At 42.9% G+C, this 12,578-nt stretch carries 11 protein-coding genes and 1 riboswitch; of the genes, 6 read left to right on the forward strand and 5 right to left on the reverse strand.

The genetic code is table 11. The features are described from left to right. Positions 1–153: 153 nt before the first annotated feature. From P855_RS0112475 to P855_RS0112500, 5 genes are all read right to left on the reverse strand, one after another. Positions 154–1,452: a (Fe-S)-binding protein gene (locus tag P855_RS0112475; RefSeq protein WP_028783886.1), complete on the reverse strand. Its 1,299-nt coding sequence runs from the start codon at positions 1,450–1,452 to the stop codon at positions 154–156. Then, on the reverse strand, positions 1,445–2,848 hold the full coding sequence (locus tag P855_RS0112480) for an FAD-binding oxidoreductase (protein WP_028783887.1): 1,404 nt from the start codon (positions 2,846–2,848) through the stop codon (positions 1,445–1,447). The genes P855_RS0112475 and P855_RS0112480 overlap by 8 nt, the downstream gene beginning before the upstream one ends. After that, positions 2,841–3,044, reverse strand: coding sequence for a hypothetical protein (locus P855_RS0112485; protein WP_028783888.1), 204 nt, complete (start codon positions 3,042–3,044; stop codon positions 2,841–2,843). The genes P855_RS0112480 and P855_RS0112485 overlap by 8 nt, the downstream gene beginning before the upstream one ends. 192 nt (positions 3,045–3,236) lie before the next feature. Further along, positions 3,237–4,106, reverse strand: a complete 870-nt coding sequence (purU, locus tag P855_RS0112490; protein WP_028783889.1) for a formyltetrahydrofolate deformylase — start codon at positions 4,104–4,106, stop codon at positions 3,237–3,239. An 86-nt stretch (positions 4,107–4,192) separates the two neighbouring features. Continuing rightward, positions 4,193–4,298: riboswitch (glycine riboswitch) on the reverse strand. A gap of 281 nt (positions 4,299–4,579) precedes the next feature. Next, positions 4,580–6,400, reverse strand: a complete 1,821-nt coding sequence (locus tag P855_RS0112500; RefSeq protein ID WP_028783891.1) for a helix-turn-helix domain-containing protein — start codon at positions 6,398–6,400, stop codon at positions 4,580–4,582. Positions 6,401–6,610: 210 nt separating this feature from the next. Between P855_RS0112500 and P855_RS0112505 the strand changes: the two genes are divergently transcribed. The 6 genes from P855_RS0112505 to P855_RS0112530 all read left to right on the forward strand — a co-directional run bounded on the left by P855_RS0112505 (position 6,611) and on the right by P855_RS0112530 (position 12,574). After that, positions 6,611–7,318, forward strand: coding sequence for a DUF5058 family protein (locus P855_RS0112505; protein ID WP_028783892.1), 708 nt, complete (start codon positions 6,611–6,613; stop codon positions 7,316–7,318). A 21-nt stretch (positions 7,319–7,339) separates the two neighbouring features. Next, entirely contained in the window at positions 7,340–8,071 is a 732-nt protein-coding gene (locus tag P855_RS0112510) for a hypothetical protein (RefSeq protein ID WP_028783893.1), read from the forward strand. 42 nt (positions 8,072–8,113) lie between these two features. Continuing rightward, positions 8,114–9,499: an amidohydrolase gene (locus P855_RS0112515; protein WP_028783894.1), complete on the forward strand. Its 1,386-nt coding sequence runs from the start codon at positions 8,114–8,116 to the stop codon at positions 9,497–9,499. Positions 9,500–9,878: 379 nt separating this feature from the next. Further along, entirely contained in the window at positions 9,879–11,543 is a 1,665-nt protein-coding gene (locus tag P855_RS0112520; RefSeq protein ID WP_028783895.1) for a propanediol/glycerol family dehydratase large subunit, read from the forward strand. A 15-nt stretch (positions 11,544–11,558) separates the two neighbouring features. Next, positions 11,559–12,137: a propanediol/glycerol family dehydratase medium subunit gene (locus P855_RS20915; RefSeq protein WP_037986044.1), complete on the forward strand. Its 579-nt coding sequence runs from the start codon at positions 11,559–11,561 to the stop codon at positions 12,135–12,137. Between the two features lie 14 nt (positions 12,138–12,151). Then, positions 12,152–12,574: a diol dehydratase small subunit gene (locus tag P855_RS0112530; protein WP_028783896.1), complete on the forward strand. Its 423-nt coding sequence runs from the start codon at positions 12,152–12,154 to the stop codon at positions 12,572–12,574. Positions 12,575–12,578: the final 4 nt, after the last annotated feature.

A 12,578-nucleotide genomic window follows, 5' to 3' on the forward strand; every position in this document is an offset into this window, starting at 1 on the left:
TCTGAGGAGGCTGAGGCCGTGCCCGCGGAAAGCGAAGTATTTTGACGAAGCGGTCCTTCATATATTGTTGAATAAATAAATCCCGAACAATTCAGTGGAATTTGTTCGGGATTTATTTAAATTATATTCTTTTTGCCCCAGCCTCTTTTTTCATTATTTCACGCACGGCCCCGCCTCTAGCAAAAGATCGACCAGATGGACAGCATCCATTGTGTCTGTTGCACCTTCCCGCTCGATTCCAAGCTTCATCTGCAACAGACACCCTGGATTAGTAGTAATGATAGATTCCGGATCCGTCCCACACACATCTTTCATTTTCACATCCAATATTTCCATGGAATCCTCATAATTGATAATATTATAGATACCTGCTGAGCCACAGCAAAAGTCCGGCCTGTCCAATTCTTTCAACGTAATTCCGGGTATTTTTTTGATCAGCTCCAGTGGCGGCGTTTTAACACCTTGTACATTGGTCATATGACAGGAAGGCTGATAGGTTACCGTACGGTTAATCGGTTTAGTGAATTCCAGTTCTTCCACTTCTATAAGAATCTGCGAAATATCTTTTACTTTAGAAACAAACCGCTTCGCCCGTTCATACCAGTCGGACCCTTCCTCAAATAAATGGTGGTACTCGATCAAACGGGCGCCGCAGCCTCCCGCATTGTTAATAATATAAGCTGCCTCCGATTCCTCGAACGCTTCGATATTACGTTTTGCCAAATTTCTGGAGTCGTCGATTTTACCTGCATGCGCATGAAGAGCCCCGCAGCATGTCTGCTCCTCTGGCAGAATGACTTCCAGCCCGCATCGAACTAAAAGTTCAATGGTATGCTGATTGGTTTCAAAGAACATCCCATCCATGACACAGCCGGTAAAAAAAGCAACTGTAGCTGTCGCTGGAATCTCTGGTTGATAGTGGTTCGCACGCTTTGCCCGCATTTTTGGGGAAGGCTGTGCCGGTATTACCCGCTCAAACTTTTCTAAATGAAGTGGGGCAGCCTGTGTGAGCGATAATCGGTTGGCAACAGCCTGCAAGCCTGACCTTTGATAAAACCAGGTCAGATTCCCGAGTGTATGCATCCATTTTCCAGAAGGAAAGAACGACTCAAATAAAAAATCCTCTATTCTACTTCGCTCTCCTGCTTCAGAACGTTGATCCTCAATGACTTCTTTTGCTCCTTCTAAAATCTGACCATACTGTACGTTAGTCGGACAAACCGTGGTACATGCCATACAGCCCAGGCATTTTTCAATCGGTTCCCGTAAATCTTCAATCGAAGCCTTATTTTCTGCCACCAGCTTCACCAAATTGATACGCCCCCTTGGCGAATGGGTTTCCCGTTCCATCGTTTCGTAAGTAGGGCAGGCCGGCAGACAATAGCCGCATTGCACACAGTCAAACGTTTTATCGTAATTGATTTTTTCCTGGAGACTCAATATATCAGTCATCCGTCAACACCAGCTTTTGCCCTTTTTCTGCGAAAATTTTCCCGGGATTCATGATATGGTTCGGATCCCAGCTGTCTTTGATCCGCTTCATCATTTCAACTCCCACGGCTCCTAATTCATTTTCCATAAAAGGAGCTTTCATTGTGCCGATTCCATGCTCCCCAGATAAAGTTCCACCGAGATCGATGGCTGCTTCGAAAATCGCTTCCACCGCCTGCTCCACCCGGCGCATTTCTTCCTTATCCCGTTGGTCACATAAAATATTCGGATGAAGATTGCCATCACCGGCATGCCCAAAAACGACAAGCTCTACATTGTACTTTTCCCTAATTTCATTTAAGCGGTCCATCATATCAGGAATTTTACTGCGGGGAACGGTAGCATCTTCTGACACTTTCGTTGGTTTGATTTTAGCAATGGCAGGTGATACTTGTTTTCTGGATTGCCAGATTTGATTGGCCTCTTCCTTCGTTTTTGGGATCAAAATATCCTTAGCACCGATTTCATTCATAATCTCCCGGACCAGATCTGTTTCTATTTCGAGCGTCTGCGAGTGGCCATCGAGTTCAATGATGACGATAGCCTCTGCATCAACCGGCAGACCTGCTGGTTGAAAACTTTCCACTGCACGGATGCAGGCCTGGTCCATGATTTCCATTTTTGATGGCAGAATTCCTGATGTTAACACTTGGGATATTGCAAGTCCGGCCGTACGGACCTCATCAAATGAAATCGTCACCGTTTGCTCAGCCCGGGGTTTTGGCATCAGTTTCAGGGTTGCTTCTGTAATGACGCCAAGGGTGCCCTCGGATCCCACAATCAACTTCGTTAAATCATACCCTGTGACATTTTTGATGGTCTGCCCTCCTGTCCGGATAATTTCTCCTTCCGGTGTCACCAGCTCAAGGCCCAACACATGGTCTTTCGTTACACCATACTTGAGACCACGCGGCCCTCCGGAATTTTCTCCGAGGTTCCCTCCGATGGTGGCTACATGGGCACTGCTTGGATCAGGCGCATACATCAGGCCGTGTTTTTCCGCTTCTTTGTTGATATTCGCCGTCAATACGCTGGGCGATACGTTGACGGTAAGGTCTTCTACATTAAGGTCAATTTTTTCCGGCCATTGAGAAAGGTCGAGCACGATTCCTCCATGCACCGGCAACGGGCCGCCACTCAGACATGTCCCCTGCCCCCGGGGATAAACCGGCACCTTATATCGGTTGGCGATACGCACAATTTGGACGACTTCTTCTTTACTTTTTGCTTGTACCACCACCTCAGGCAAATGCTCCCCGAAAGAAGCATCAAAGCTGTAACTATATCGGTCTGCTAACTCCGTCAATATCCGCTGTTCAGGGATATTACTTTTCAACTCCATCATCCAATCACTCATTTCTCCACGCTCCTACTGTCGAAATATTCTGTACCCTTATTGTATAATGAGCTGGTGACAGGTTTCCAATTTGCACACCCAAAACCGGACAGGTTTTGTCGAAGGTGCCTCTTTTCACTCGCCATATGTCGTTTTCATCCATTAATTTAGCTCCTGGATCAATCGTTTGATCAATAAATTTTTTTTGCAAAATCACGGACTTACCTTCTTATCTTTATAGTAATTTCGCCTCTAATCTCTAAAGTTGTTGAAATAGCGCAAACCATGACTAATAGAAAAGCAAGCAGAGCACCTGTATGTTGCAGGGCTTTGCTTGCTTTTACAAAATTATTTTTACACTTTGAGTGGGCTTACCACCACTTCTTCCCGAGCCGGTGACTGCCAGCGATCAGGTAAATACAATCGTCTTATTACCATGCACGATGATTCTATCTTCAAGCTGCCAGGATACCGCTTGAGCAAGCACGCTTCTTTCCACGTGACGCCCGGATGTTTTCAGATCCTCCGTGGTATAGCGGTGATCGACTTGCTGTACATCCTGATGGATAATCGGACCTTCATCGAGGTCATTTGTGACATAATGAGCAGTTGCCCCGATTAACTTGACACCACGGTTGAATGCCCGCGCATAAGGGTTAGCGCCCACAAATGCCGGTAAAAATGAATGATGGATATTAATAATCTGATTAGGAAAGTGGGAAATGAAATTCGGAGAAAGAATTTGCATATACCTTGCCAGGACAACAAAATCCACTTTCCCTTTCAGCAATTCCAAAGCTTGTTGTTCAGCCTGGGCCTTCGTTTCCTTCGTCACTGGAATGTAGTAATAAGGGATACCATAAGACTCGACTTCCTCTTTCAAATCCGGATGATTGCTAATAACCATCGGGATATCTACCGGGAGTTCGTTTGAGCGCCATCGCCAGATCAGCTCCATCAGGCAATGATCCATCTTTGAAACAAAGATGGCCATTCGCTTTCGTTCTTTACTACTGCTTAACTCCCATTCCATCGGATATTCTTCGGCTAACCCATGCATATCTTCCTTTATTTTCCCAAAAGAATCTTCATAATCCTTTAATTCAAACTCAGCCCTCATGAAAAAAATGCCATCTTGAGGGTCTGTGGTATGCTGATCGAATGTAACGATATTTGCATGGTGATCAGCCAATATACTCGTCACATCTGATATAATGCCCGGTTTCTCTGGACAGGTAATTAATAACCTCGCTCGATATCTATTCCCATTCGTATTCACTGTCGTTCCTCCTTTGATAAATTGATTTAAACTTGCAAGTCTCTCCAAGTTTGCCCATACAAAAAAGGACAAAAAAAGGTAGTGTTCTACCCTTCTCTGTCCTTTCACCTGAGAGTTTAAGCTTCATTGTCCATGTGAAGTCTTCCCCTTTGGTGGCGTAATCATTCTTACGCTCTCTCCAGAGATGCGTCACGCTGCAGTTCTGTATACCTGAGAGATTGGCTCCAAGGGTCATTTTTGGAATTTGCTCCTTCGGCGGCAGCTTCATCCTGCCTCTCCTACAACGGTCATCCGCTTTGAAATTGTAATTATTTTCAGATTAATCGGTTGACAGGAGGATGTCAAGCATAATGTAAGCGTTAGCATTATTCTTGTAAACTTTTATTCTTATATCTTTTGTTTGAATAAGGAACGCGAACGGTCTTTCTATTTGGTTCAATCTAAAAACTCTTTTAAGATGGACTGCCTTCCCTTTATTCATGAAAGGTTTGGTACAGATAGACAGAGAGCTGAACTTTCAAATAGTCTTTATACTCATTCAAAGTTATATTAAGGAGTTCCTCAATTTTTTTGATCCGGTGGTAGAGGGTATTCGTATGGATATGAAGGTCTTTAGCAGTTACTGCCATGGAGCGGTTATTCTGGACATAGGTGCATAGGGTGTGGAAGAGATCAGAATGCTTGTCGCCTTCTGTCCATAACGGTGCAAGCGTCTCATGCAGGAACATATCGATATCCTCTGGCGGATGGTTGATAAACAAGCGGCTGATTCCAATATCACGGTAATGGAGGACCCCTTTCTTATTCTGTTTTTTTAAGTATAAAAGAGCCTGCTCTGCTTTCTCCTGGTTTTTCTTAGCCTGACCTGGAATATAGTCACCCGAGCTGATGCCTGCCCTCGCTGATACGGTATAACGCTCATTCCACCATTCTATGCTTTCTTGAATAGCCTTTCTCATGTATGCTCCACTGCTTGCATTGTCAGTTGAATAAAAAAAGGTGATTTTGTTGTTATAGCTGAATAGCAGGCTGTTTTTGGCGCCGACCTTGCTTTTCAGATGTGCGAGTAAAAGCAGTGTTTCGTTTTCCAAAGCGTGGAGATCAACATTGCCGTCCAGTTCAATGATGGTCGTCTGAATATATGAGTGCAGGGATATACCCAGATCATTTGCTGCCATTTCTGCTTGTTGAGGATTGTTGATGCTTAAAAATTGATGGTAACGTTCATACGTTTTTTTATACTTGATCTCTGTCTGTGATCGCTGCTTCATGACTTCCAGCGCAAGAATAGGTACGCCTTGTTCAATAATGAGTCGGTCAAGCTGAGATAAGGCGGTGCCTTTTATTGTCATAATACATCCAAGAAAGACAGTGCCCGATCGAATGGGATGTACATAATACGTAGTCTCCCATTGGCCATCGACCGTGACATAAGCAGGTTCTGTCCGGCCGGCAAATAGAAGGAAAATATCATCCAGGCATTCTGTCATGGGTCGCTTATGTTGAGGATGGTGTTTTCCTTCGAGATAATCTGCATAAATGACGCTGTTTTCCATCATTTGATTCATCTCTGTTAAGACCACATTCAATCCTTTGTTCTGAATAGATAATCGTGTAAGGAGATTATGGATTTCTGTTCTTCTTGCCAGCAGATCATTGGCTTCCTGGAGTTTTTCAGACAGGCTGGTGATTTCGTTCAAGCTTTCCTGTACATCCGAATGAAGCTGCGCATTATGAATCGCGATAGCCGCCTGGGAAGTGAAACTTTGCAGGAGCAGGAGGTCGGTTTCGCTCAGCCCTTCCTCTGTGTCGTAACAATGAAGTGTCATTACGCCGATTCGCTTTGAACGGTAGGAGATAGGTACGGACATAAGCGATTTTATATCTTGTCTATATAGTTGGGCTTTTTGAAGGTGGTCGAAGTTTTCTTTGCTTAAATTATCCATGCTGCCATAAATCTCTTTTTCCGTATAAATGAGTTTGACAAACCCGTCTTTGAAGACTTTTCCGGTAATGGATTCACCTACTCTTACTTTGAACGATTGAATGTTCTCGTTAAAACCGGTATACGCCTTGACAACCAATTTTTCGGAAACTGAATCGTACAGCTGAATATAGCCTGCATTGGCTGACTTAAATATATCGGTAGTAAAGCACATGATTTTTTTCAGTACTTCTTCCAGATTAAGCGTCGAGCTGATTGCCTGAAAACTTTCCATGAGGTTCATCATATCACGGTGAGCCTTTTGGTATTCTTCTTTTAATTGCTGAAGGGATCCTTCCATGTTTTTCATCGTCTCCTCCTAAATATGTGGATATCAACAATAATTTTACAGAATATTGTTGATATCCATATTGATACTTTATCTGAAATTATATACTATTCAGATAATATTGAAAATTAATATTCAAAAATCTCTAAAGTCGGGTGGTGAGTATTTTTACATACAACGTGGTCTTTGTTGGAGAACGTGTGCTTTTTGCAGGACAAGGAGGAAAAATTCATGGAAAACGTGATGGAATTAGCCAATAGCACCGGGCTTTGGATTTTCGCTTTACTCGTTGCTGGAATTGTTGTGTTTCAGGCAATCACATTTATCCGGCTTGCGACGAAAACAAGTGCTTCTGTCGGAATGACTCCAGATGAGGTGAGAGCAGCGATAAGGACTGGAGCAATCAGCTCGTTAGGCCCTTCGTTAGCGATTGTATTTGTTGTCATTTCCTTCATGACATTGATAGGAGATCCTATATCCCTTATGCGCATTGGAATTATTGGTTCAGCTGCAATAGAAACCGTAGGCGCAAGCCTGGGTTCAGAAGCAGCTGGAGCAGGCTTAGGCTCTGAGAATTTTACCGGGCAGGCGTTTACGAATGCTGTATGGGTGATGTGCCTCGGTGGCATAGGATGGATGTTATTTGTCGCGTTATTCACGAAGTCACTAGGAAAAATTCAGCATAAAGCCGCAGCCAAAAACAAAAATGTAAACGCTTTAAAGGCTGTCTCAACTGCCGCAATGATAGGCGCCTTCAGCTATCTTGGAGGCAGGGAAATGGTAAAAGGATTCAGTGAATCTATCGTCCTGGTAGCAGCGTTCATTGTAATGCCGATCATTATGTGGATATCCCATAAATTGAACTGGGCCTGGTTAAGAGAGTGGTCACTGGGTCTAGTCATCATAGTCGGAATAGCTGTCGGCTATTTTATATCTTAACTAGAAAGGAAGGCGATGAATATGTCTATTCCTGCAGGACGAAATCAGGTTAGCGAAAGCACGATCGATACCCGGGAAACCTCTGAAGAAACGATACTTGATTTTGAAACTTTTCATACGAAATCTCATTTTTGGGGACGTTTGACGATTTGGTCCGTGATCACTTTAACATTAATGGTCCCACTTTATCTTTCATTTGTGCTTGGTTTTCATCCTGGATGGTCTGCGATTCTTTCCGGTTTTGCTGCCTATGCCTCGATCATTGCAATCGTATGGGTGGTCGAACCTATCAGTTATTATCCGGTATTAGGTGTATCTGGGACATATCTCGCCTTTTTAACCGGTAATATCGGAAACATGTGCCTTCCCTGTGCCTCTGTTGCTCAAAGCGTTGTTGGCGCTGAACCTGGTACAAAAAAAGGAGAAATCACTTCCACTTTAGCGATGGCCGCCGCATCTTTCGTCAATATTATGATCATTTTATTCGTTATCCTGGGCGGCTCTTACTTATTATCACTTCTTCCTGCGTCTATCACAGATTCGTTTCGGTTTGTTCTTCCAGCCATTTTTGGAGGGGTGATCGCGCAATTCGCTATTCAAAAACCTTCGTGGGGAGCGATTGGAATAGCGTTTGGGTTATTCGTGAATATCGGTCCAATACCCAGGGCTTTCCAAACCTTTTTGTGTGTCCTCGGCACCATTGTCGTTTGCATGCTTTTGCAGAAAATGAAGGAACAAAAAGATAAAGCATGATGATTGATCCACTAAATTTATTTATATTGGAGTGACAAAGCGATGAGTAAACAACAGTTGATTGATGTGATGGAAAGCTTTCAATCGGAGTTTAGTGACATGGCCAAAGATATATGGGAACACCCGCAATTGGCTTACGAAGAAACATATGCTTCCAATTTACAGCGATCTAAACTAAAAGAAGAAGGATTCCAGATAAGAAACATAGATGGAATGGAAACAGCATTTATTGCTGAATATGGTAACGGAAAACCGGTAATTGGCGTTCTCGGTGAATATGATGCCTTAGAAGGATTATCGCAAAAAGTTAGTACCGCTAAGGAAGAACAGTCTCCAAACGGGTCCGGACACGGATGCGGTCATAATCTGCTTGGCACAGCAGGAGTCGAAGCCGTTTCAGCATTAAAAAAAGTGATGGAAGACAATCGTCTTGAAGGTACGATCCGCTACTACGGCTGTCCCGCAGAAGAAGTGCTGTCAGGAAAAACATTCATGGCCAGGGCAGGCGTTTTTGACGATCTGGATTGTGCATTGACCTGGCATCCGGGCTCTGCCAATCAAACTATGAATAAAAGTTTACAAGCTTTAGTATCTATTAAGTTCCATTTCAAAGGAACCCCGGCCCATGCTGCTGCTTCTCCTCATGCAGGAAGAAGTGCTTTGGATGCCGTAGAGCTGATGAATACCGGTGCAAACTACCTGCGCGAGCATATATTGGACGGCTCACGTATTCATTACGTCATATCAAATGGAGGAGCAGCTCCTAATATTGTTCCGGAAGATGCCAGTGTATGGTATTATTTGCGGGCGAAAAATAGCAAAGAAGTGCATCATATGCTGGAACGATTGAAGAAAATTGCTCAGGGAGCTGCTTTAATGACAGAAACAGAATTCCATTCTGAAATCTCTGCTTCTGCTTATGAAACGCTGCCAAACTATAACTTGAATGATCTGATGTATGAAAATATGACAGCCTTCAACAACATGACCTTTACCGATGAAGAACAGCATTTTGCGAAGGAGCTGGTAACATCCCTCGATCCCAACCTTCATTCCGAAACAGAAGAAGTCCAACTGCTGCCAGTTGAATGTCAAAATAATGAATGGGAAAAAGGCCAAACATTTACAGCTTCTACAGATGTTGGGGATGTCTCGTGGATTACGCCGACAGGGTCCGTTTTTACGACTTGTTCACCAGCAGGCGTCCAACTCCATTCCTGGCAGGCTACCGCTTCTTTTGGTTCTACGATCGGATTAAAAGGGATGCACCTCGCAGCAAGAACGTTGGCCCTGACCGCTTATGATCTACTCACAAATCCTAATAATATTTTAGAGAAAGCAAAAGAAGAATTCCATAAAAGCACGGAAGGAAGGTCTTATGAACCTGGAATCCCGGATGAAGTAAAACCTCCTTCCATCGGTGAATAACCATTTAAAAACCTTTGCTTTCAAACACCTGGAAGGATGAAGTTAATTAATCAGCTTCAAAGAAAAGCCCCCACGAAAGCCCCGTCAATATATTTTTGTTCCATAAAATTAATGAAAACCCTGGGATCTAAAATAATAGATTCCCAGGTTTTTTTAATTTCTTTGCATCTTTCCAGCACTGGAAAAGTTAAAAAAATACTAAGATACCTATATTTTTTCTAGAGACTTTAACTAGTCAGAAAATTATAATAAATATAAATAATATAGGAGTGAGGACATGATTTAACTACTAATCCTAAGAAGTATTTGATGGTGAAAAAACAACGTTATTCTCCTATTATTACCAAATATATATTGAAAGAGGGTTATTTCTATTATGTTGCAGTCTAAACGATTTGAAATTTTGAAAGAAAGACCTGTCAATAAAGATGGATTTGTAACAGAATGGCCTGAAATGGGCTTCGTAGCCATGTCAAGCCCTAATGATCCAAAGCCTTCTATAAAGGTTAAAGATGGAAAGATTATAGAATTGGATGAAAAAAAGCGGGAAGATTTTGATATGTTAGACCAGTTTATAGCGGATTATACAATCGACCCTTCTTCAGCTGAAGAAGTCATGAAACTTGACAGCATGGATATCTCTCGAAAACTTGTCGATATAAATGTATCTCGTGCAGAAATACTGGAAATCTCCAAAGGGATGACTCCGGCTAAGGTACTAGAGGTGCTCAATCATATGAATGTGGTAGAAATGATGATGGCCTTGCAAAAAATGAGGGCAAGAAAAACCCCATCTAACCAGTGCCATGTTACAAACACTCGTGATAACCCAATATTGATGGCAGCAGATGCTGCAGAAGCCGGCCTCTATGGTTTTGATGAACAGGAAACGACTGTAGGAGTTGTCAGATATGCTCCTTTCAACGCATTAGCACTCCTCGTCGGCTCTCAAACGGCCCGAGGTGGAATCTTAACCCAGGACTCACTAGAAGAAGCGACAGAACTACGCTTGGCAATGCTTGGTTTAACCTCTTACGCTGAAACAATTTCCATTTACGGCACAGAGCCTGTGTTCATTGATGGGGATGACACGCCATGGTCAAAATCATTTTTAGCCTCCGCATATGCTTCCCGTGGAGCAAAGATGCGTTTCACATCAGGAACAGGCTCAGAAGTCCAAATGGCTGGCGCAGAAGGTAAATCGATGCTCTATTTAGAAATACGCTGCGTGATGATGGCCAAGGGTGTAGGCGTACAAGGTTTACAAAATGGTTCGATTAGCTGTATTGGTATACCTGCTTCTGTACCAAGTGGGATCAGGGCTGTACTGGCTGAAAACTTAGCAACTACTTTGTTCGATATGGAAGTTGCCTCTGGTAATGATCAGACATTTTCGCATTCCGAAATAAGACGAAGTGCCAAAATGCTTTGTCAAATGCTGCCAGGAACTGATTTTATTTTCTCAGGTTTCAGCGCTGTCCCAAATAACGAAGATATGTTTGCAGGGTCGAACATGGATTCAAGTGATCTTGACGACTACTTGATTATTCAGCGAGACATGATGGTAGACGGGGGACTCAAGCCAGTAAATGAGGAGGATGTGATTGAAGTCCGCTACCAGGCTGCAAAATCATTACAAGCCATCTTTGAAGAATTCGGCTTTCCTGCTATTACGGACGAAGAAGTCGATGCCGCAACTTATGCTAACAGCAGTGAAGATATGCCTCAAAGAAATGTTGTAGAAGATCTTAAAGCTGCTGAGCGTATCTTACAAGATGGAATTTCAGGATTTGATGTAGCACTCGCCCTTGCACACCGCGGATATGAAACAACTGCTGAACGAATTTTTAGTTTGTTGAAACAAAGAGTTGCAGGAGATTATTTACACACTTCGGCCATTATCAATAAAGATAATGTCGTTGTAAGTGCGGTAAATGATGAAAACGATTACAAAGGTCCGGGTACAGGGTACAGGCTTAGTCCCGAGAGATGGGATGAAATAAAAAATATTCGTCAAGCGATCAGTCCGAGAGACTTTGACTAAACAGGAGGAACAAAGATGCCAACAGAAACTTTTTCTATTGAAATGAACATGACGGAAATTGGACCAGCTGCCAAAGGAACCAACCCTAAAGAAGTAATTGTTGCCATCGCCCCTGCTTTTGGTAAAGACATGAACAAAACGATTGTGGGTGTTGACCATATTTCCGTTCTTCGGGAAATACTTTCAGGAATTGAAGAGCAAGGCGCTGTTCCAAGGGTCATCCGCAGCATGAGCACAGCAGATCTAGCGTTCATGGGACATGGTGCTGCTAAACTAAGCGGTTCTGGTATAGCTATAGGATTGCAGTCGAGGGGGACAACGGTAATCCATCAACGCGACCTCGATCCCCTTAGTAACTTTGAATTATTCCCTCAATCGCCATTAATTACATTAGAAACATATCGAATGATTGGCAGAAATGCCGCTTCTTATGCATTAGGAGAAAGTCCAAATCCAGTACCTGTAGTAAATGACCAAATGGCTCGTCCTAAATACCAGGCTGCCGCGGCTCTGCTTTATTTAAAAGAATGCAAATCACTGGTGAAAAATAAGAAACCAATGGAATTAAAGGTAGAATTTTCAATTAAAGCATAATAGGAGGAAAGCAAATGAAAAATTTAACAAGAGAAGACTACCCACTCGGTCAAAATAGACCTGATTTATTATACACACCTAAGGAAAAAGCTTATAACGATCTAACTTTAGATGCTGCCCTTCATGGAGAAATAACATCTGCTGATTTACGTATCAGTCCCAAGACCCTTGAAATGCATGCTGAAATCAGTGAAAGCTTAGGAAGGACACAACTTGCTAAAAATTTTCGCCGGGCTGCAGAAATGATTAATATATCTGACTCCTGTATTTTAGAAATTTATAATTCCCTTAGACCTAACCGGTCAACCAAGGAAGAACTTTTAATGATTGCCGATGAGTTAGAAGAGGAATATGCTGCAAAAGAAAATGCAGAGCTGATTCGAGAAGCAGCAGATGTATACGAAAGACGAGGAACTTTAAGGAAAAGTGAGGATTAGTTAC

It is taken from the genome of Thalassobacillus devorans MSP14, assembly GCF_000496835.1.
Taxonomy (GTDB): Bacteria; Bacillota; Bacilli; order Bacillales; family Halobacillaceae; genus Thalassobacillus; species Thalassobacillus devorans_B.

What these genes read in the sequence shown, in the direction of transcription:
- P855_RS0112475 (WP_028783886.1), bottom strand. Translation starts at nt 1,452, where the DNA reads ATGACTGATATATTGAGTCTCCAGGAAAAAATCAATTACGATAAAACG.
- P855_RS0112480 (WP_028783887.1), bottom strand. Translation starts at nt 2,848, where the DNA reads ATGAGTGATTGGATGATGGAGTTGAAAAGTAATATCCCTGAACAGCGG.
- P855_RS0112500 (WP_028783891.1), bottom strand. Translation starts at nt 6,400, where the DNA reads ATGAAAAACATGGAAGGATCCCTTCAGCAATTAAAAGAAGAATACCAA.
- P855_RS0112505 (WP_028783892.1), top strand. Translation starts at nt 6,611, where the DNA reads ATGGAAAACGTGATGGAATTAGCCAATAGCACCGGGCTTTGGATTTTC.
- P855_RS0112510 (WP_028783893.1), top strand. Translation starts at nt 7,340, where the DNA reads ATGTCTATTCCTGCAGGACGAAATCAGGTTAGCGAAAGCACGATCGAT.
- P855_RS0112515 (WP_028783894.1), top strand. Translation starts at nt 8,114, where the DNA reads ATGAGTAAACAACAGTTGATTGATGTGATGGAAAGCTTTCAATCGGAG.
- P855_RS20915 (WP_037986044.1), top strand. Translation starts at nt 11,559, where the DNA reads ATGCCAACAGAAACTTTTTCTATTGAAATGAACATGACGGAAATTGGA.
- P855_RS0112530 (WP_028783896.1), top strand. Translation starts at nt 12,152, where the DNA reads ATGAAAAATTTAACAAGAGAAGACTACCCACTCGGTCAAAATAGACCT.